Source organism: Saccharopolyspora elongata, assembly GCF_004348985.1.
GTDB lineage: Bacteria > Actinomycetota > Actinomycetes > Mycobacteriales > Pseudonocardiaceae > Saccharopolyspora > Saccharopolyspora elongata.
This window is the reverse complement of the sequence record NZ_SMKW01000010.1, coordinates 92,453-112,335: the sequence shown is the minus strand read 5'-3', so window position 1 is coordinate 112,335 and position 19,883 is coordinate 92,453. Positions and strand designations below refer to the sequence as shown.

The window sequence follows — 19,883 nt, the reverse complement described above, 5'->3', positions numbered from 1 at the left end:
TAATCGCAGTGCGTTCGTGGAACAACGGCCGGTCCCGCTTCCGGCTCCCGGTGCTGGCCGTGGTCGGCCTGCTGCTGGTGCCGCTGGCCGTCGCGGGGCTGCTGACGTGGTCGCTGGGCAAGCCCGAGGACCGGCTCAGCGGCGTCAAGGCCGCCATCGTCAACAACGACGAGCCGGTGGAGATCAACGGGCAGCTCACCCCGCTGGGGCGGCAGTTGTCGGCGAAGCTCGTGGGCGACGAGATCGAGAGCAACTACACCTGGGAGTTCGCCACCGAGCAGACCGCGGCCGACGGCCTGCGGGACGGCACCTACGCGGCCGTGGTGACCATCCCGAAGAACTTCTCCGCGGCCGCCACCTCCTTCTCCGGTGACCCGGCGGACGCCACGCGGGCGACGATCGACGTCACCACCGGCGACCGCGGCCGCCTCGTGGACGAGACGATCAGCCGCGCGGTGACCACCACCGCGGCGAACCTGCTCGGGCAGCAGCTGACCACGACCTACCTGGACAACGTCTACGTCGGGTTCAACACGCTGGGCGACAAGCTCGGCGAGGCCGCGGACGGCGCGACGTCGCTGGCCGACGGCGCCGAGCAGCTCGCCGGCGGGACCGACCAGCTCGCGGGCGGCGCCGACCAGCTGGCGAGCGGTTCGAAGTCGCTCGCCGACGGCCTCGGCAAGCTCGACGACGGTGCGGCACAACTGACCCAGGGCACCGGCGGGTTGTCCGACGGGCTCGCCGCGATGCGCGACCAGACCAAGAACCTTCCGCAGCAGGCCGCGACCCTGGCCGACGTCTCGGCGAAGGAGGCGCAGGGCGTGCAGCAGCTCAACACCGGCCTGGACGGCCTCGCGCAGAGCCTGGAGGAATCGGCGAAGGAATGCGCGGTCGCCGTGCTGCCGAGTTGCCAGAAGCTCGCGGGGCAGGCCGCGGCGGCGCGGGCGCTAAGCGACGGGGCCGGGCAGCTGCAGCAGGCGAGCCAGGGCGTGGCCGGCGGCCTCGACGCGCTCGCCGGGCGCACGCCGGGCTCCGGCGGCGGCCTTCCGGCGCTGTCCCAGGGAATCGACCAGCTGGCGGGCGGCGCGGCCCAGCTCGACGACGGCGCGACGAAGCTCGCGGACGGGCTTTCGCAGACCCGCGGCGGCGCCGACCAGCTCGCAACCGGCGCCGAGCAGCTCGCCGGCGGGGTGCGGCAGCTCGGTGACGGCGCCCGGCAGCTCGGCGACGGCTCCGGGCAGCTGTCCTCGGGCCTGGGCCAGGCCGTGGACCAGTTGCCCAGCTACCCGGACGGCGACCGGGACAAGCTCGCGCAGGCGGTCGCGAACCCGGTCACGACCGCGAACGGCACGACCCTCGGCTTCGGCTCCTCGGGGCCGTCGCTGTACGCGGTGCTGGCGCTGTGGATCGGCGCGATCGCGACGTTCCTGGTGCTGCGGCCCTTGCCCGAGCGGGTGCTGGGCTCGACCCGGTCGTCGTTGCGGCTCACTGCACGGCAGTTCGCCTTCCCCGCCGGGATCGCGGCGGTGCAGGGGCTGCTGGTGACCGCGGTGTTCGGGATCGCGCAGGACCTGTCGGTCGGGCAGTGGTTCGGCGCCGCCACGCTGCTGGTGCTGATCGCGGTGGCGTTCGCCGCGATCAACCACGCGCTCGCGGCGTTCGGCGGAGCCGGGCGGTTCGGCGCGATGCTGGTGGCCGTGCTGATGCTGGCCAGTGGATTCGTCGCCGCCGTACCGGAAGCACTGCGCGCGGTCTCGGGGGTGCTGCCGACGGCGACCGCGCAGGACGCGTTGCGCGCGGTCGTGGAAGGAGCCGCCCCGAGCGGCGGGCTGATCGCGGCGCTGGTGGCCTGGGCGCTGTGCGGTCTCGTGGTCACCTTCCTGGCCATCGAGCGCGGGCGCACGGCCCGCGCCACCCGGCTGCGCACGGCCCACGCGCTGCGCGGCGACTTCGGGACGGCGTGATCCCAGGGCCGACCGGTCGTGAACGGGCCGGCCGGCCCGTTTCCCGCCGATCAGCCCGGATTGCCCCGAACGTCGCCGGTCGCACCGTCGGTGTCCGCAACCAGCCGCTGGGACCGGCGCACCGCGGGCCCAGTAGCGCGCGTCAGGACTTCCGCTCCTCGGGCTGCCGGACCACGACCACGGGGCAGCGCGCGTGGTGCACGACGTGCTGGGTCACCGAGCCCAGCAGCGCCCCGGTGAATCCGCCGTGCCCGCGATTGCCGACGACGATCAGATCGGCGGCGGCATCCTTGGCCGAGTCCAAGAGGGCACCCGCGGGATGCCCTTGCGCCACTTCCATGCGCACCTCGGCAGCCGCGTCGCCGAGGGCTTCGTTGATCACGCGGTGCAATTCCGCTGCGGTCTGGCGCGCGAAGTTCTGATCACCGGGCGGTTCCCAGTTGTAGATCATCGGCATGTCCCAGACCATGACCGCGGTGACGCTCCCGCCGACCAGGCCCGCGTGCCAGACGGCCCAGCGCAACGCGGCATCCGAGGACGGCGATCCATCCACCCCGACGACGACTGCGTACTGGTGTTCGCTGTTCATGCGGCCTCCCCAGCTGTGCCCCCCCAGGATGTGCCGCGCCCGGACGGCGCGCACGGTCAGCGGGAGCCGGGCGGGTCCGCGGGGCGGTAGACGTGCAGGGCCGCGTCGTGGACGGCGAAGTCGAAGCTGCGCCCGGTGACCATGACCTCGCCGTCGCAGGCGAGCGCCAGCGGCTCGCTGAGCACTTCGAGGTGCAGCACGGTCCGTTCCTCCTGGACGTAGGTGTGGCTGTTGAACAGCGCTCCGGACAGCGCTGCGAAGGCGAACCGGATGCGGGACAGCGACACGTCGGCCCGGATGTACCGGACGTCCAGCACGCCGTCGTGCAGGCACGGGCGCCACGTCGGCGCGAAACCCTTCGGCTGGTATCCGCTGTTGCCGACGAACAGCAGCCAGATCTTGCGGGTCCGGCCGTCGATGCGGACCGTGATCGGCTCGGCCTCGGCCAGGACCCGGGCGAGCGCGGCGGCGGCCGCGGGCCACTTTCCCCAGCGGCGCTCCCACTTCTCGCGCAGCCGGACCATGTCGGGATAGCCGCCGAGGCTGGCGGTGTTGATGAACCACCGGACCGGCCGGCCGTCGACGCGCACCGCGCCGAGGCCGACCTGGACCGCGGACCCGGCCGCCACCGCACGCGCGGTGTCCTGCGGGGCCTCCACGCCGAGATCGCGGGCGAAGTGGTTCAGCGTGCCGGCGGGGACGACGGCGAGCGGGAGCTCGCGGACGGCGGCCACGGATGCCGCGGCGGCGACCGTGCCGTCGCCGCCCGCGACGGCCAGCGCGCGCACCCCGTCGCCGGCCGCGTCGAGCTCGCGGTGGAGCCCCGTGACCAGATCGCCTTCCGGGTGCAGGCGCTTGGCGGCCGGCCACAGCGCGGCCAGCCCGGCGGACGGGTTGTGGTCGGAGTTCCCGGACGCGGAGTTGACCAGCAGCGCCAAGCCGTCTCCCGAGGTCATCTCGGCGACGTGCTCGCTCGGCCGCGCCAGCGCCGGGGTGGACGGGCGCACCGGCCACCACCGCCGGGTGACCAGGCCGACCCCGACGCCGATGGCCGCTCCGACGGCGATATCGGTCGGCCAGTGCACCCCGGTGTGGACGCGGGAGTAGGCGACCGCCGCGGCGACGGGGGCGATGATCGCGCCGGCAGCGGGGGATTCCATGCAGACGGCGGTGGTGAACGCCGCGGCGGAGGCGGTGTGCCCCGACGGGAACGACGAGGAATCCGGTGGTGTCGCGAGACGCCGGTGCCTCGGCAGGAGATCCGTCGCCGGACGGCGGCGCGGCAGCAGCGGCTTGGCGACGGCGTTCGTTACGGCGCTCGACGCGGCGATGGCCGCGACGCCGCGCAGCGCCGCCCGGCGGGTGGGGCCCTTCTTCGTCGCCAGCACCGCCGCGACCGCGAACCACAGCTTGCTGTGGTCGGCGAGCATGGTAAGCGCCTTCAGCGCGGGATCCACAGCTGTCCGGGGAAACCTGGCGGACCACTCGACGAACTTCCGATCAGCGTTCTTCATTCCCTCGCCTTCGCGTGTGCTGCCCCGGATTGTCCATGACCGCCCGCGCGAACGCTGCCATTCGGCGTGAGCGAGAATCTTCGGGTGCTGTTCGGCATCCTGGGCTCGGTCGAGATGCGCGGCCCGGACGGGGTGGCCCGGGGTGTGGACGCGCCGCGAACGCGTGCCCTCCTGACGTTGCTGCTGCTCGACGCGGGCCGGATCGTCCCGTCGGAACGGCTGGTCGACGGCCTCTACGGGCAGCGGCCGCCGAACGACGCGGGCAACGCGCTGCAGGCACAGGTGTCGCGGCTGCGCCGCAAACTCCGCGAGGCCGGATCGACGGCGGCGGTCGAGTTCCATCCGGCGGGCTACCGGCTGGTGGTCGACCCGGACGAGGTCGACGCGCACCGCTTCGCCCGCCTCACCGACGCCGCGCGGCGGGCCGCCGCTCCCGGCGAGCAGGCGGCGCTGCTGGACGAAGCGCTCGCGCTCTGGCGTGGCCCGGCACTGGCGGACGTCGCCGAGGAACCGTTCGCCGCGCAGCAGATCGCGCGGCTGGACGAAGCACGGCTGACCGCGATCGAGGACCGGGCCGAGGCGCGGCTGGAGCTCGGCACCACCGACGTGGCGGAGCTGCGCGTCGAGGCGGACGCGCATCCGTTGCGCGAGCGGCTGCGCGGGCTGCTGATGCGCGCACTGCACGCGGAGGGCCGCAACGCCGAGGCGCTGGCGGAGTTCGCCGCCGTCCGGCAGGTCCTCGCCGACGAGCTCGGCGCCGACCCTTCGGCGGAACTGGCCGAGCTGCACCTCGCACTGCTGCGCGCCGAGGAACCCCCGGCGACGCGGGTTCCGGTGCCACTGACCGGTTTCGTCGGGCGCGGCGCGGAACTCGACCGGATCGGCCGGCTGCTCGCGTCGGCCAGGCTGGTGACCGTGCTCGGGCCGGGCGGTGCGGGCAAGACCCGGATCGCGCTGGAGGCCGCCGCCCGAAATGCCGGCGAGGTCGCGTTCGCCGACCTGAGCCAGCTGCGCGACGGCAGCCAGCTGCCGCGGGCGGTGCTGTCCTCCCTCGGCTTGCGCGAGACCCTGCCGGTGGCGCCGGTGCCGCGGCTGCTCGAAGCGCTCGTCGGCCGCGATGTGCTGCTGCTCCTGGACAACTGCGAACACCTCGTCGCCGATGTCGTCGACCTGGTGCACCGGTTGCTGGCCGGCTGTCCCGGCCTGCGGGTCCTGGCGACCAGCCGGGAGGCGCTGGGCATCACCGGCGAAGCGCTGTGCCCGCTGGGCCCGCTGCCGGTCCCGGAACCGGCCGCCGCGCCGGGCGAGGCGTTGGCGTTCCCGGCGGTGCGCCTGTTCACCGACCGCGCGGCGGCGGTCGACGCCGAGTTCCGGCTCACCGAGGACACCGCCGGCCGAGTGATCCGCATCTGCGCCGCGCTGGACGGGTTGCCGTTGGCGATCGAGCTCGCCGCCGCCCGGCTGCGCTCGTTGCGCCTCGACGACATCGAGGCACGCCTGTCCGACACCGGATTCTCCTTGCTGTCACGGGGGAATCGCGCGGCCGCCCCGAGGCACCGGAGCCTGCGGGCGGTCGTGCAGTGGAGCTGGGACCTCCTCGACGCGGACGAGCAACGCCTGGCCCGCCGCCTGACGGTGTTCGCCGGTGGCGCAACCGCGCGGTCCGCGGCCGAGGTCTGCGGGCTCCCGCCGGACGCCGCCGACGATCTGCTGGCCGGACTTGTCGACAAGTCGCTGATCACCGGGCGCGGGCGCTACCGGATGCTGGACACGATCAGCGCGTTCGGCGCCGAGCGGCTCGACGAGGCCGGGGAGCGTGCGCGGATCTCCCGTGCCCACGCGGAATACTTCCTGGAGCTGGCCCGCGCCGCCGACCCGCACCTTCGGCGCGGCGAGCAGCTCGAATGGCTGGAGACGCTGCGCGACGAGCACGCCAACACGACCGCGGCGCTGCAGTGGGCGGTCCGCAACGACTCCGAGCTGGCCCTGCGGCTGATCGGCGCGCTGTCCGGCTACTGGTACCTGCACGGGGTGCGCAGCGACATCGCCCCGCTGGCCGCGGAACTGCTGGAGCTGGTCGGCACCGATCCGCCGCAGCTGGCCGAGGAATACGTCCTCTGCGTGCTGCACGCGGTGTCCACCGGCGCCGCACCGCAGCTGGAGCGGCACGTCCGGCGCGCGGAGGAGATCATGAACGGCCTGGACGCGCCGGTGCGGCAGCCGTTCGTGCTGTCGGCCTGGGCGGTGTTCGCCGGGCCACCGGGACGGGGCGCGCCGAGCCATCCGGGGGAGGAACAGATCCGCGCGGGCACCGACCCGTGGGTGCGGGCGATCATCGGGTTCGGCGACGGCTTCTCCCGCTGGTTGGTGCACGGCGACCTGGCCGCGGCCGAACGCGAGGTCTCCGGGGCGCTGGCGACGTTCCGCGAGCTGGGCGAGCGGTGGGGGATGGCGCAGGCGCTCGACGGACTGGCGATGCTGGCGGACGCGCGCGGAGCGTCGGCGGAAGCGCTGTCGCTGACCGATGAGGCGCTGGACCTCGTCGACCAGCTCGGCGCTCGCGAGGACTCGGCCGATCTCCGCTGCCGGCGGGCCGACCGCCTGCTGGGCACCGGTGACCTCGCGGCGGCGGAAGCCGACTACGAGCGGGCGATGGCGCTGGCCCGCGCCACCGGCCTCCCGTCCGTGCTGGCGGCGGCGCGGCTCGGCCTCGGCGAGATCGCCCGGCTGCGCGGCGAGTTCGCCACGGCCCGCGAATGGTGCGACCAGGCGTTGGAGGCATGCGCGCGGGATTGGACCAACACCGCCGTCCGCGCGACCGTGCACACCGCGCTGGGCAGGCTCGCGGAGGTCGACGGCGACCTGGCGCGGGCGGCGGAGCACCACCGCACCGCCGTGGCGGCGGCGCTGGCCAACCGGACGATGCCGGTCCTGGCAACGGCGGTGGAGGGGCTCGCCGGTCTGACGGCGCTCGACGGCGATGGCGAGCGCGCCGCGCTGCTGCTCGGGATCGCGAAGGCCCTCCGGGGCCGCGCCTCAGACCACGCCCCGGACGAGGAGTTCGACGCGGCGTTCGACCGGGGCGCGGCGCTCGGGTACGAGCAGGCGATCGAGCTGCTCACCGGAGAAACCGCGAGTAGTCGGCGAGGCGGATCGCATTCGCCGCCTTCGTGGTGATCTTGTTGAACGGCTTCGCCATGCCCGGCAGCGACAACACCCGGTACATGAGGTTGCGCTGCCGGATCTTCGCCGGCGTGGCCGGTGCCATGAACGGCCCGGCATTGCCCGCGATCTTCTGGCAGCCGCGCGCGAAGTCCTTGATCTGGTGCTCGTAGCGGGCGTAGGCGGCCCGGTGATCGCCGCCCGCCGCGGCCAGTTCTCCGGCGAGCACGTATGCGGTGACCAGCGCCTGGCCCGCGCCCAGCCCGCCGAGGGTGGCGCCGTAGCCGGCGTCGCCGAGCAGCGCGATGCGGCCCGCGCTGAAGCGGTCGATGTGGATCTGGGCGATCGGGTCGAAGAAGAAGTCGGGCGCCGCCCACATCGCCTCGAGGATCTCCGGCGCCCGCCAGCCCATCCCGTGGCAGGCGTCGGCGACCAGCTTCTTCTGCTGCGCGACGTCGTGGCGGTCGTAGTCCAGCTCGGGGGAGGCGAACACCGCCAGGCCTGGGCTGATCATCCGCCCCGGCTCGCTGTACATCCGCACCTCGCCCGGCGTTCGCAGCTCGTCGGGCACGCTGAACCCGGCGACGTAGTGGTCCAGGAACCGCCGGAACCTGGTTTCGGGGCCGAAGGCCAGCGCCCGCACGCCGGAGTGCAGGCCGTCGGCGCCCACGACGAGGTCGAAGGTGCGCGGCGGCGCGTCGTTGAACGTCACCCGCACTCCATCGGCGGTCTCGGTCAGCGAGGTGATCCAGTCGCCGAATACGTATTCGGTGTCGTCGCGGGTCAGGTCGTAGAGCATGGCGGCGAGGTCGCCGCGCAGGATCTCGACCTCGCCGCCGGCGAACTCCGCCGGCAGCGTCGCCCGCGGCCGCCCGGCGGCGTCGATCACCACCATCTTGGTGCGCTCGGTCTGCCTGCGGCGCACCTCGTCGAGGATGCCCATGCGCCGCAGGACGGTCAGGTGCGCGGTGCCGCGGAAGTCGACGGCCTGCCCGCCTTCGCGCAGCGCCGGGGCGCGTTCGACGATGGTCGGCCGGAAACCGTAGCGGCGCAGCCAGTGCGCCAGCGCCGGCCCGGCGATACCCGCCCCGGAGATGAGGATGTTCTCGTTGTGCATCGTCGCTCCCTGCTCGGTCGTGGTTGACGGAGCTGAGCTTCGGCGGCGGCGCTGACCGCACGCTGACCGGAGGCTGACGTCCCGGTGCGAGGTGGCGGATGATGGGCGGCATGGCCGAGGAAACGACCGTCGAGCTGCCGCCCCTGAGCCTGCCGCCCATCAGCCGCGCCACGCTCGCGCTGTTCGCGGGGGCCTCCGGCGACCACAACCCGATCCACATCGACCTGGACAACGCGCGCAGCACGGGCTTCGACGACGTCTTCGCCCACGGCATGCTGTCCATGGCCTACCTGGGGCGGCTGCTGACCGACTGGGTGCCGCAGTCGGCGCTGCGGTCGTTCTCGGTGCGCTTCGTCGCGATCACCCCGGTGCACAGCCGGCCGACCTGCACCGGCAAGGTCACCGGGTTCGAGGACGTCGCCGGCGAGCGCCGCGCGCACCTGGACCTGGCGGTAGTGCTGGCCGACGGGACGGTGACCCTGCGGGGCGACGCGGTGGTGGCAGTGCCGCCGGACTTTCCGGCCCGTGCGGCGGATACCGCGCGGTAACCTGACTGTTCGCACGTCCGAGGACGAAGGGACCGCAACGACCATGACCGCGATGCCGATCTGCGCCACCTGCGGCACGCAGTACGCCCGGCCCCGGCCGGACTGCCCGATCTGCGAGGACGAACGCCAGTACGTGCCGCCGGACGGTCAGCAATGGACGGACCTCGCGGGCGTGCGCTCGGACGGTCGCACCGCGCTGATCCGAGAGCAGGGCGAGGTGCTCGGGATCGGCTGCGAGCCGAGGTTCGCCATCGGCCAGCGGGCGCTGCTGCTGCGCACCGAAGCGGGCAACGTGCTCTGGGACTGCGTGTCCTATTTGGACGACGAGATCATCCGCACCGTCAACGACCTCGGCGGCCTGATCGGCATCGCGATCAGCCACCCGCACTACTACACCACGATGGTCGAGTGGGCCCGCACCTTCGACGTGCCGGTGCACCTGCACGCCAACGACCAGCAGTGGATCGGCCGCCCGGACCCGGCGATCCGGCTGTGGGAGGGCACCACCAGCGAGCTCGCTCCCGGGCTCACCCTGATCAACCTCGGCGTGCACTTCGCCGGCGGCACGGTGCTGCACTGGGACCACGGCGACGGGAAGCTGTTCACCGGCGACATCGTGCAGGTCATCCCGGACCGCGAGCACGTGGCCTTCATGTACAGCTACCCGAACCTGATCCCGGAACGCCCGAACGTCGTCCGCCGCGCCGCGAAGATGCTCGAGCCCTACCGCTTCGACGCGCTCTACGGCGCGTGGTGGGACACGGTGATCCCCACCGGTGCGCACGAGATCGTCCAGCGCTCCGCCGCCCGCTACCTCCGCTTCGTCTCCGAGGACTGAGCGCTCAGACGTCGACCGTCGCGGCGCAACGCCAGCCCCGGTCGCCGTGGCCGATGTGCAGGCCATGCAGGGCAACGGCTTTGGGTGTCGCGCCGACGATCTCCGCCCGCGCCACGGCGACAACGCCCAGTTCCAGCGCGATTCCGGCGGGCCGCGGCGCGACGCCGATGTCCAGCGGGACCACGCCCTCGGCGTCCAGCAGGTAGATGATCTCGTCGAGCACCGCGAGCAGGAGCTGCTCGTCGGTGCCGGCGAGCTCGGCGGTCCTGGTGCTTTCCGGCGCGCCCGCGGGGAATTCGGCGAAGGAGGCCACCAGGGCGCGGGCCGCGGCGGCCAGGCAGTCGTCCCGCGTCGAGCCCCACGCCTCGAACCGGATGTCGGCGGTGTGCGGCAGGAAGCGGAAGCCGCCGGTCACCCCTTCACCACGCCCAGCGGCACGAGCCTGGCGATCCGGCGGCACAACCCGGCTCCCTCGGCGACGGCGACGACCGCGTCGACGTCCTTGTAAGCGGTCGGCGCCTCCTCTGCCAACCCGCGAGCGGAGCTGCCGCGCACGACGATGCCGTCGTGCTCCAGCTCGCGGCGCAGCTGATGGGCATCGATGGTGCGGACCGCCTGGTGGCGGCTCTGCGTGCGCCCAGCGCCGTGGCACGTCGAGAAGAACGCGTCGCCGGTCGGCACGCCCGCGAGCACGTACGACGCGGTGCCCATCGAGCCGGGGATCAGCACCGGCTGCCCCGCCTCCCGCAGGCCCGGCGGCAGTTCCGGGTGCCCGGGCGGCAACGCCCGCGTGGCGCCCTTGCGGTGGACGCACAGCGTTCGCCGCTGACCCTCCACCTCGTGCGCCTCGATCTTGGCGAGGTTGTGCGAGATGTCGTAGACGAGGTCGAGACCGCAGCCGGTCACCTTCTCCAGCACCTCGCCGGCGGCCACGCCGAGCACGTGCCGGTTCGCGCGGGCGTAGTTCGCCGCGGCCGCCATCGCGCCGAGGTAGGCGCGGCCGGCCGGCGAATCGACCGGCGTGCAGGCCAGCTGCCGATCGGGCACGACCAGGCCGTGGTCGGCCATGCTCTCGTCCATGCTCCGCAGGTGGTCGGTGCAGATCTGGTGGCCCAGCCCGCGCGACCCGCAGTGGATCATCACGCACAGCTGGTCGAGGCGGAGCCCGAACACCCCGGCGATGCCCTCGTCGTAGATCTCGGCGACGGCCTGGACCTCCAGGAAGTGGTTGCCGGAACCCAGGCTGCCGAGCTGCCCCAGGCCGCGGTCCCGCGCCCGCGCGCTCACCCGCCCCGGCTCCGCGTCGGCCATCGCGCCGCCGTCCTCGCAGCGCTCCAGGTCGCGCGGCGTGCCGCGCCCGCGTGCGACGGCGTAGTGGCAACCCTCTTCCAGCACTCGTTCGAGAGCCTCGCGGGGCAGCTCCCACACCGCGCCGCGACCCGCCCCGCGAGGCGTCGCCCGGCTGAGCCCGTTCATGATCCGCTCCGCTACCCGGCGGAAGTCCGACCGGTCGAGCTCGGCGGCGAGCAGCCGCACCCCGCAGGAGATGTCGAAGCCGACGCCGCCGGGCGAGACGACGCCGCCTGCGCGGACATCGGTGGCGGCGACGCCGCCGATCGGGAACCCGTAGCCCCAGTGCATGTCCGGCATGGCGTAGGACGCGCCGACGATGCCGGGCAGCGTCGCGACGTTCACGACCTGGTCGAGCGCGCCGTCGCCCTTCGGCGGCAGCAGCCGCCGCGAGGCGAAGACGACCCCCGGCACGCGCATGTCGCCGTGCCGTTCGATCCGGAACCGGTACGGCGTCTCCTCGACGAGTTCCATCCGGACCTCCCGCGTCGCTCGCCCCGGCAATACCCACCGGAGCCCACCCCGACACGCGCCCGGCGCGGGCAAGTCAGGCCTTGGCAGGTTCGTCCTCCTCGCGGGGGAGCGGGGGAGCGGACGCCGGGTCGGCGAGGGTGGCGACGGCCCGGTCGCGATCGAACGCTCCGTCCCACTTGGACACGATGAACGTCGCCACGCAGTTGCCCAGCAGGTTCGTCACCACCCGCATGGTGTCCATGATCCGGTCCGCGCCGAGCATCAGGGCGACCGCGGCCACCGGGATGACGCCGACCGCCGAGGCCGTCGCGGACAGCGCGATGAACGCCGAGCCGGGGATGCCTGCCATGCCCTTGGAGGTGAGGATCAGCACCAGCACCACGGTGATCTGCTGCCCGATGGTGAGGTCCACGCCGACGGCCTGGGCCATGAACAGCGTGGCCAGCGACAGGTAGATGGACGCGCCGTCGAGGTTGAACGAATACCCGGTCGGGATGACCAGTCCGACCGCTTCCTTGCGGCAGCCCGCGCGTTCAAGCTTCTCCATGATCCGCGGCATCACGACCTCGCTGGACGCGGTGCCGATGGCCAGCGCGAATTCCTCCCGCGTGTAGCGCAGGAACTTCAGGATGCTCAAGCCGGTGAACGCCTTGAGCAGCGCGCCGAGCACGACGCAGAACAGCAGTGCCGCGCCGTAGCAGGCGCCGATCAGGGTGGCGTAGGTGCTCAGCGAGGACAGCCCGTACTGGCCGATGAGGTAGGCCATCGAACCGAACACCGCGATCGGGGCCAGCCGCATCACGTAGCCGATGATCTTGAAGATGATCTCGCCGGTCTGCTCGATGAAGGCGAACACCTGCGGCGCGCGCCCGATCCCGATGTGCAGCAGCCCGGCGGCGAACAGCACCGCCAGTAGCAGGACCTGCAGCAGCTCGTTGTCGGCGAAGGCCGCCACCGCGCTCTCCGGGATCATGTGCAGCACGAACTCGGCCGGACCGGGCATCTGCTCGCCGTGCGTCTTGGCGGTCACACCGGAGGTGTCCAGCGTTGCCGGGTCGATGTCCAGCCCCGCGCCGGGCTGGACGAGGTTCCCGGCGACGAGGCCGAGGGCGAGGGCGGCGGTGGTGACCACCTCGAAGTAGATCAGCGCCTTGAGCCCGATCCGCCCGACCGAGCGCATGTCGCCGGCCTTGGCGATGCCGACCACGACCACGCAGAAGATCAGTGGCGCGATCACCATCTTGATCAGCCGGATGAACCCGTCGCCGATCGGTTTGAGGGCGCCGCCGAACTCGGGCCAGAAGTGGCCGACGGCGATGCCGATGACGGCTGCGATGAGCACCTGGACGAACAGCGAGGAAAGCACCCTCGACACGCGGCCGCGCCGGACCGGCGACGCTGGCTGACCCACGTCGGCCTCCCAATTCCCCAATGCGGAAGTATACTTCGCAAATTCCTGGGAGTGTGCGTGCCCGGTCGGCCGGAGTCAAGGGGCCGGCTCGCGATCGTCGTCGGCTCCAAGATCACCAGATCGGTCGAATCATGATCCGTGACGGTTCGATCACAATGGGTCACATGCACCGGTGGGCCCGGGAGGGCGGCCGCCGTTCCCAGCGTTCTCCCAGGTTGTTCATGCGTCCCTCCCGCATGGCCGAACTAGCTTGACCGCAGATCTGAACCGTCGCGTTGGAGTGGGGTCGATGAAGGGCGTGGCTGCGCGCGAACCGAAGGCGGTCACCCCTGGTGCGGTCGATCGGGTTCGCCCGGCCAAGCGCGACGACGTCGTTGGCCAGGCCGTGCTGTTCACCGTCGTCGGCGTGCTCGCCACCGCGGCGAACGCGGTGCTCTACGTGCTGCTGCGGGGCATCTTCCCGGTCGGTGCCTCGAACTTCTGCTCCCTGCTGATCACGACCGCGGCCAGCAGCGCCGCGCACCGGCACTTCGCGTTCGCCGCCCGCAACGAGCACCGGGGCCGGATGCACCTGCAGACCCTCGCGGTGTTCGCCTTCTACTGCGTGTCGAACAACATCGCGCTGGGCCTGCTGGGGCTGGCCGTCGAAGATCCCTCCAGCGTCGCGGAGGCCGCCGCTGTCGCCGCGCTGAGCGTCATCGGCGGCACCACCCGCTTCGCCGTGATGCGGCTGTGGGTGTTCAGCCGCTCAGCCGGTCACCGCGCCAGCTGGGAGTAGTGCGAGGCGTCACCGCTGCGGGTGGTGCTGCGGACGCCGTCGATGCTCACCGGGACGTCGCCGGCGAGGGTGACCCGGTGCAGCCGGCGCGGCTGGTCGTCGTAGTCGGCGATCGCGTAGTGCTGCGTCGCCCGGTTGTCCCAGATCGCCAGGTCGCCGTCCGACCAGTCCCAGCGCACCGTGTTCTCCAGCTGGATCACCCGGGCCTGCAGCAGCTGGAACAGGGTGTGCGACTCGGCGCTGGTGAGGCCGACGAGGCGCTTGACGAAATGCCCCAGAAGCAAGGCGCGCTCGCCGGTTTCCGGGTGCACCCGGACCACCGGGTGCTCGGTCTCGTACACGTCGGAGACGAATTCCTTGCGGTACTGCTGGAATTTCACGTCCACCCCGCCGAGGCGCGTCTCGTCGATGCTCGCGGCGTAGTCGTAGGCGTTGGTGTGCACCGCCCACAGCGAATCGACCAGCGCCCGCAGCGAATCGGGCAGTTTCTCGTACGCCGCAACGGTGCTGGCCCAGGTGGTGGTGCCGCCGTAGGACGGGAGCCGGATCGAGCGCAGCAGGCTGATGGCCGGGATCCGGTCCACGAACGTGACGTCCGTGTGCCAGCTGTTGGCCTTGGAGTAGTCGGAGTCGATGGGCAGGATGCTCGCGTGGTCGGTGCCCTTGACCGTGGGGTGGGCCAGGGTCGGCTCGCCCAGCAGCTCGGCGAAGGCGAGCTGGCCGGCGTCGTCGAGGTGGTGCTGGCCGCGGAAGAAGATCACCTTGTGCGCGAGCAGCGCGGCCCGGATCTCGGCCACCGTCGCGGCGTCGAGGTCGCCGCCGAGGCGCACCCCGTCGATGCGGGCGCCGATGTGCGCACCGAGCTTGACGACCTGGACGGTGGTGCGCTCGAGCTGGCTGGTCATGGCGCGGTCCTTTCGGGAATGCAGCGGTTCGAAACTGCGATTGCGGGATTGTTTCCGGTGGGGGAAAGGGAATTCGGCTCGCCGCACCGCACGCTAGGTAGGAATCGCGCGGCCCGGCAAGGCATGTCGTGGCACTGAAATTAATTCGGCCGGTTCGTCCCGCATCGCGGGCGGCTTTGACATCGGCGATCCCGCAACGGATTCTCTCGGCATGGCTCAGTTCACGGCGTTCCGGCACCGGGGTTTTCGGGCGGCGTCCCGCGAATTCGCCGTGCCGTGCTGTCGTCGCGGCTGACCGGTTCTTCGTAGGCCGCATCCGGCCGATTCCCGGTATTTCCCCGCCCGCCGAGCGAAACCCGATCTCGGTGGGGCGACCGTGCACGCCGATTTCCCGAGACGACAAGGCATCTCGTGACGACCATCCTGTCCCCTGGGGGACGAGCAGACCCGCGCCCGACCGGGATCCGCGAGACGAACGCGGCCGCCGTGCTCGGCGCGATCCGGCAGGCCGGGCCGCTTTCCCGGGCGGCCATCGAGCACCGGATCGCGCTGAGCACGCCCACGGTCAGCCGGCAGGTCACCACCCTCATAGACCTCGGCGTCGTCCGCGAGGTCCCGGAGCTCACCCGGTTCGGCGCGGTCGGCCGACCCCGAGTGCCGGTGGACATCGACGAAACGGTGCTCGCCGCGTGCGGGGTGCACGTCGGAGTCAGCACCACCACCATCGGGCTGGCGGACCTGCGTGGCCGGTTGCTGGCCGGCGAGACCATTCCCACGCCCGTAGGCGTGCCCGAGGACGTGCTGGACTTCCTCGCCGACCGGATCCGGGCCTTCCTGCGCCGCCGCCCGGAACGCGGCGTCGTCGTACGACCCGGAGCAGGTCGCCCGGCTGTGGGCCGAGGCCCAACGCGTCTACGATTGAGGAGATCATCTTGGCAACGCAGCCCCTGTTGGCGTTCGACGGGCTGACGATCGGCTTCGACGCCGGTCCGGTCGTGCGTGACGTGAGCCTCGACGTGGCGGCGGGCGAAATCGTCGCTGTCGTCGGCGAATCCGGTTCGGGGAAGTCGGTCAGCGCCCGCGCGGCGCTGGGCCTGCTGTCCCCGAGCGCCTCCGTGTCCGGCAGCATCCGGCTGGGCGGGCGCGAGCTCGTGGGCGCGGACCTCCGGCGATGGCGGGAAATCCGAGGCAACCGCATCGCGATGGTCTTCCAGGAACCGTCGACGGCCCTCAACCCGGTGTTCACCGTCGGCTGGCAGCTCACCGAGGCGCTGCGCGCGCACCGGGAACTCAGCCGCACGCAGGCCTTCGCCGAGGTGGTGGAACTGCTCGACGCGGTCGGCATCCCCGAACCGGCGCGGCGCGCGAAGCAGTACCCGCACCAGCTCTCCGGCGGCCAGCAGCAGCGCGTGGTGATCGCGATGGCGCTGGCGGGCGACCCGGAGGTGCTGATCGCCGACGAGCCGACGACGGCGCTGGACGTCACGGTCCAGGCCGAGATCCTGGACCTGCTGCGGCAGCTCCGCGACCGGCGCGGCACGTCGATCGTGCTGATCACGCACAACATGGGCGTGGTGGCCGACATCGCGGACCGCGTAGTGGTGATGCGCCACGGAGAAGTGGTGGAGGACGGGCCGGCGCGCTCGCTGTTCGCGCGCCCGTCGCACGCCTACACGCGCGAGCTGCTGGCCGCCGTGCCTCGATTCGGTCAGGAGCCCGCGCCGACCACCGCCGAGAACCGGGCCGCGCTGGAGCTGACCGGCGTCGTGGTCGACTACCGCGGATTCCGGGCCGTCGACGGCGTGGACCTGCGCGTCGGCCGCGGCGAGGCGCAGGCGCTGGTCGCGACACCCGCACGAGCTCTCCGGCGGCCAACGCCAGCGGGTGGGCCTCGCGCGAGCGCTCGCCCTGGGCCCGGAACTGCTGATCGCCGACGAGCCAACCAGCGCCCTGGACGTCTCGGTCCAAGCCGCCGTCCTGGACCTGCTGAAATCCCTACAGGAGGAGCTGGGCTTCGCCTGCCTGTTCATCACCCACGACCTGGCCGTGGCGGACAACCTGGCCCACCGGATCACGGTCCTCCACCGCGGCCGGGTGGCCGAACAAGGCCCGACCCGCCAGGTCCTGCGCGCGCCGGAGGCGACCTACACGCGCCGGCTGGTCGCGGCGGTCCCGAAGGCGGACCTGCTGCGGTAGCGCACGGGGCCGTGAGTCTTTTGGGCTGCCAGAGCAACCCAAAAGACTCACGACCCGGAGCGTTCGTGGGTGGCCGTCGGGGGCAGGGCTGCGGCTCGGGGAGAGCCGAGCGCCCGGGAGAGGCCGCGGGCGGCCGCCCGGACCACCGGGACCAGCGCCATCGGGTCGCTGGTCTCGGCCGGGACCACCAGGGACAGCGCCGCGATCACGTTGTCCGCATCGCCGCGGACCGGGGCCGCCACCGAGAGGGTGGACAGCTCGATCTGGCGGTCGCTGATCGCGAAGCCGTTCTTGCGGACGTCGGCCAGCACCCCGCGCAGCCGTCGCGGGTCGGCGAGCGTCAGGTCCGTGAACCGCTTCAGCGGCCCCTCCAGGACAGCCTCCTGCAGCTCGCGGTCGGCGTGCGCGAGCAGGACGAGGCCGACGCCGGTGGCGTTTAGCGGCAGCCTGCCGCCCGGCCGGGACACCACCGGCACGGCATCCCGGCCGGAAATCCGCTCCAGGTAGACGACCTCGTGGCCGTCGAGGACGCCGAGCTGCGCGTTCTGCCGGGTGGCCTCGTAGAGGTCGCCGAGGAACGGCATGGCGACCTCGCGCAGGAACGTGCCGCGCGGCGTCAGCGCGGCGAGCTCGTAGATCCGCAGCCCGATGCGGTAACAGCCGTCGTCGTCTCGTTCCAGCGCGCCCCATCCGGCGAGCTCGCCGACAAGGCGGTGCGTCGTGGTCAGCGACAGGCCGCTCTGGCGGCTGATCGCCGACAGCGTCAGGGACGGCCGCTCCGGCGAGAAGGTCTCCAGGATCCGGAACAGCCTGGACGCCACGCTCGGCGCTCCCGCCCCGCTGCGCTCGCCCACGACATCCCCCCTGGTGCTCCGACCGGCCCATTCTCACCCGGCCGGAGACACGAGGCGAAACCCCCTACCGGGCGATGCGCCGCACGTCGCGCTCCGGGTTCACCAGCAGCGCGAAGCACAGTCCGCCGAAGGCGACGAGACCGCCGAACACCAGGAACGCGAGCGTGTAGCCCGCCTGCGGGGTTTCGGCCACGTCGAGCAGCTTGCCGGTGAAGATCGGACTCAGCACGCCCGCGCTCGTGCCCAGCGCGGTCAGCACGCCGAGGGCCCCGGCGCGCTGACCTGGCGGCACGATCTCGGCGACCACCGGGTTGCTGACCGTCTGCACGGTGGTGGACACGCCGTAGCCGATCATCAGCGTGATCACGGCCAGTACCGGGCTGTGGACCCACGGCAGCAGGCACAGCACCAGCCCGGCGAGCACCAGGCACGCACCACCGAACAAACCGCGCGCGACGCGGGAGCGCACACCCCTGCGCAGCATCCGGTCGCTGACCGCGCCCACCGCCAGCAGCGCCACGATCGCCATCGCGCTCGGCAGGCCGAACAGCGAACCGGAGACCGCCGCGGAGAACCCGAGCCCGTGCTGGAAGTACGACGGCAGCCAGGTGAAGATCACCGCGGCCAGCGCGCCCTGCGTGAAGTAGGCGAGCAGCGCGCCGATGAACGTGCCGCTGAACAGGAAACGACGCCACGGAACGCGTTCGGCGGGCGCCGCGGCGGCGATTTCCGAGGCGGTGGAGTACGGCCCCATCTTGCCGACGGCCAGCCAGGCCGCGCTCCACACCAGCGCGAGCAGCCCGACCGTGACGAACCCGGCGCGCCAGCCGAAGGCGACGATGATCAGCGTGACCACCGGGGCGAAGGCGATCTTGGCGATGGCCGCGCCGCTGGTGATCAGCGACGCGGGCAGGCCGCGCCGGTGGTTGGGGAACCAGGAGTACGCCGTGACGTGCGACATCGGCTGGGCCGGGCCTTCCGCCGCGCCGACCGCCAGCCGGCTCGCGAACAGCACGCCGCCGGTGACCGCGAACAGGGCGGGCACCTGGCCGAGCGCCCACATCAGCCCGCACGCGAGCAGCACCCAGCGCGGCGAGATGCGGTCGGCGAGGAAGCCGACCACCAGGCAGGTGATGCCGAACAGCAGGTAGGACGCGCCGCTGATGGAGCCGAACTCGGCCGACGAAAGGTGCAGCTCCTGCTTCAGCGGCTGCGCCACCAGCCCGAGCAGCGCCTTGTCCAGGAACACGACCACCGAGCAGGCCACCACCACGGCCAGCACGGTCCAGGCGCGCCGCCTGCTCGGTTCGGCGACCGCGGCCGGCCGCTGGTCTTGGGTTGTCGTCACGATTGTTCCTCCACGTTGAGGGTTCGGGTGCTGGATCCGCTCACGGGGCGGGGGCGAGCTGGGCGCCGCCGCAGACGTGCAGCACCTCGCCGGTGATGAAGCCCGCCTGCGGGGAGGCGAGGAAGGCGACCGCGCCGGCCACGTCCTCGGGCGTGGCGAGCCGCCGGATCGGTGTCATCTTCTGGTGGCGCGCGAGGAATTCCGCGAATTCCTCGTCGCTGCGGCCCTGTCTGGTGAACGGGGTGATGACCATGCTCGGGGCGACCGCGTTCACGGTGACGTCCAGTGGCGCCAGCTCCAGCGCGAGCGCGCGGGTCAGGCCGACTACGCCCGCCTTGGACGCCGTGTAGGCCAACGGCCCGCCGGAGAGCCAGGTCCGCGAGGAGATGTTCACGACGCGGCCGGCCCCGGCGGCCCGCCACAGCGGAACGGCGGCCTGGCACAGCGCCGTCGGGCCCCAGAGGTTGACCCGCATCACCGGGTCCCAGTCGCGCGGGCCGACCGAAGCCAGGTCGGCGCGTCGGTTGACCGCGGCGTTGTTGATCAGCTGGTCCAGCCGGCCAAACTCGTCCCGCAGCCGCGCCATCGTGCGCTCCACGGAGTCCACATCGGACACATCGGCGGCCCAGCCCTCGACGCGACGGTCGGTGCCGGACCGCAGCCGTGCGGCCTCGCGCGCGACGCCATCGGCGTCCACGTCGAGCAGCACCACGTCGGAGCCGTCGGCGGCCAGGTGGGCGGCGATCGCGGCGCCGAGCGCGCCGGCGCCACCGGTCACCAGCGCAACGCGCCGGTCAGCTGCATTCATCTCTTCCTAGTCCTCCGGGTCGAACTG

The 19,883-nt window shown here is 72.5% G+C and carries 16 protein-coding genes and 1 pseudogene; 7 read left to right on the top strand and 10 right to left on the bottom strand.

All coding sequences use genetic code 11. From position 1 onward, the window contains the following. The first annotated feature begins 8 nt into the window (after nucleotides 1–8). Nucleotides 9–1,964, top strand: a complete 1,956-nt coding sequence (locus E1288_RS10605) for a YhgE/Pip domain-containing protein (protein WP_132483785.1) — start codon at nucleotides 9–11, stop codon at nucleotides 1,962–1,964. A 142-nt stretch (nucleotides 1,965–2,106) separates the two neighbouring features. On the opposite strand, the gene E1288_RS10600 is transcribed toward E1288_RS10605, so the two are convergent. Then, the gene (locus tag E1288_RS10600) at nucleotides 2,107–2,553 is read right to left on the bottom strand and encodes a universal stress protein (protein ID WP_132483783.1); all 447 of its coding nucleotides are present in this window, start codon (nucleotides 2,551–2,553) and stop codon (nucleotides 2,107–2,109) included. A 56-nt stretch (nucleotides 2,554–2,609) separates the two neighbouring features. Continuing rightward, nucleotides 2,610–4,067 (bottom strand): bifunctional phosphatase PAP2/diacylglycerol kinase family protein, encoded by a 1,458-nt coding sequence (locus tag E1288_RS10595; RefSeq protein ID WP_132483781.1) that lies wholly within the window; start codon nucleotides 4,065–4,067, stop codon nucleotides 2,610–2,612. Between the two features lie 66 nt (nucleotides 4,068–4,133). On the opposite strand from E1288_RS10595, the gene E1288_RS10590 reads away from it, so the two are divergent. Then, nucleotides 4,134–7,244, top strand: coding sequence for a BTAD domain-containing putative transcriptional regulator (locus E1288_RS10590; protein ID WP_235883469.1), 3,111 nt, complete (start codon nucleotides 4,134–4,136; stop codon nucleotides 7,242–7,244). Here E1288_RS10590 and E1288_RS10585 read toward each other — a convergent pair. Then, on the bottom strand, nucleotides 7,186–8,346 hold the full coding sequence (locus E1288_RS10585; protein ID WP_132483779.1) for an FAD-dependent monooxygenase: 1,161 nt from the start codon (nucleotides 8,344–8,346) through the stop codon (nucleotides 7,186–7,188). The genes E1288_RS10590 and E1288_RS10585 overlap by 59 nt on opposite strands. A 110-nt stretch (nucleotides 8,347–8,456) precedes the next feature. Between E1288_RS10585 and E1288_RS10580 the strand changes: the two genes are divergently transcribed. Further along, nucleotides 8,457–8,894: a MaoC/PaaZ C-terminal domain-containing protein gene (locus E1288_RS10580; RefSeq protein WP_207954287.1), complete on the top strand. Its 438-nt coding sequence runs from the start codon at nucleotides 8,457–8,459 to the stop codon at nucleotides 8,892–8,894. A 43-nt stretch (nucleotides 8,895–8,937) separates the two neighbouring features. Further along, the gene (locus E1288_RS10575) at nucleotides 8,938–9,732 is read left to right on the top strand and encodes an MBL fold metallo-hydrolase (RefSeq protein WP_132483775.1); all 795 of its coding nucleotides are present in this window, start codon (nucleotides 8,938–8,940) and stop codon (nucleotides 9,730–9,732) included. A gap of 4 nt (nucleotides 9,733–9,736) precedes the next feature. On the opposite strand, the gene E1288_RS10570 is transcribed toward E1288_RS10575, so the two are convergent. From E1288_RS10570 to dctA, 3 genes are all read right to left on the bottom strand, one after another. Beyond that, nucleotides 9,737–10,147, bottom strand: coding sequence for an archease (locus E1288_RS10570; RefSeq protein ID WP_132483773.1), 411 nt, complete (start codon nucleotides 10,145–10,147; stop codon nucleotides 9,737–9,739). Continuing rightward, nucleotides 10,144–11,556 carry an RtcB family protein gene (locus tag E1288_RS10565; RefSeq protein ID WP_132483771.1) on the bottom strand — a complete coding sequence of 471 codons (1,413 nt, stop codon included), beginning with the start codon at nucleotides 11,554–11,556 and terminating at the stop codon, nucleotides 10,144–10,146. The genes E1288_RS10570 and E1288_RS10565 overlap by 4 nt, the downstream gene beginning before the upstream one ends. Nucleotides 11,557–11,629: 73 nt before the next feature. After that, the gene (gene dctA / locus E1288_RS10560) at nucleotides 11,630–12,967 is read right to left on the bottom strand and encodes a C4-dicarboxylate transporter DctA (RefSeq protein ID WP_132483769.1); all 1,338 of its coding nucleotides are present in this window, start codon (nucleotides 12,965–12,967) and stop codon (nucleotides 11,630–11,632) included. Between the two features lie 289 nt (nucleotides 12,968–13,256). On the opposite strand from dctA, the gene E1288_RS10555 reads away from it, so the two are divergent. Beyond that, nucleotides 13,257–13,745 carry a GtrA family protein gene (locus E1288_RS10555; protein ID WP_132483767.1) on the top strand — a complete coding sequence of 163 codons (489 nt, stop codon included), beginning with the start codon at nucleotides 13,257–13,259 and terminating at the stop codon, nucleotides 13,743–13,745. On the opposite strand, the gene E1288_RS10550 is transcribed toward E1288_RS10555, so the two are convergent. Continuing rightward, nucleotides 13,724–14,650: a TauD/TfdA dioxygenase family protein gene (locus E1288_RS10550; RefSeq protein ID WP_132483765.1), complete on the bottom strand. Its 927-nt coding sequence runs from the start codon at nucleotides 14,648–14,650 to the stop codon at nucleotides 13,724–13,726. The genes E1288_RS10555 and E1288_RS10550 overlap by 22 nt on opposite strands. A gap of 411 nt (nucleotides 14,651–15,061) precedes the next feature. On the opposite strand from E1288_RS10550, the gene E1288_RS10545 reads away from it, so the two are divergent. Both E1288_RS10545 and E1288_RS10540 read left to right on the top strand, forming a co-directional pair. Next, nucleotides 15,062–15,619 carry a MarR family transcriptional regulator gene (locus tag E1288_RS10545; RefSeq protein WP_207954286.1) on the top strand — a complete coding sequence of 186 codons (558 nt, stop codon included), beginning with the start codon at nucleotides 15,062–15,064 and terminating at the stop codon, nucleotides 15,617–15,619. Further along, nucleotides 15,583–16,846, top strand: a pseudogene (locus tag E1288_RS10540) (ATP-binding cassette domain-containing protein). Before E1288_RS10545 ends, E1288_RS10540 begins: the two are co-directional and overlap by 37 nt. A 47-nt stretch (nucleotides 16,847–16,893) precedes the next feature. Here E1288_RS10540 and E1288_RS10535 read toward each other — a convergent pair. From E1288_RS10535 to E1288_RS10525, 3 genes are all read right to left on the bottom strand, one after another. Beyond that, nucleotides 16,894–17,700 carry an IclR family transcriptional regulator gene (locus E1288_RS10535; RefSeq protein WP_132483763.1) on the bottom strand — a complete coding sequence of 269 codons (807 nt, stop codon included), beginning with the start codon at nucleotides 17,698–17,700 and terminating at the stop codon, nucleotides 16,894–16,896. A 64-nt stretch (nucleotides 17,701–17,764) separates the two neighbouring features. Continuing rightward, entirely contained in the window at nucleotides 17,765–19,048 is a 1,284-nt protein-coding gene (locus tag E1288_RS10530) for an MFS transporter (protein ID WP_165968065.1), read from the bottom strand. Between the two features lie 40 nt (nucleotides 19,049–19,088). Continuing rightward, nucleotides 19,089–19,856: an SDR family NAD(P)-dependent oxidoreductase gene (locus tag E1288_RS10525; RefSeq protein ID WP_132483759.1), complete on the bottom strand. Its 768-nt coding sequence runs from the start codon at nucleotides 19,854–19,856 to the stop codon at nucleotides 19,089–19,091. Between the last annotated feature and the right edge of the window lie 27 nt (nucleotides 19,857–19,883).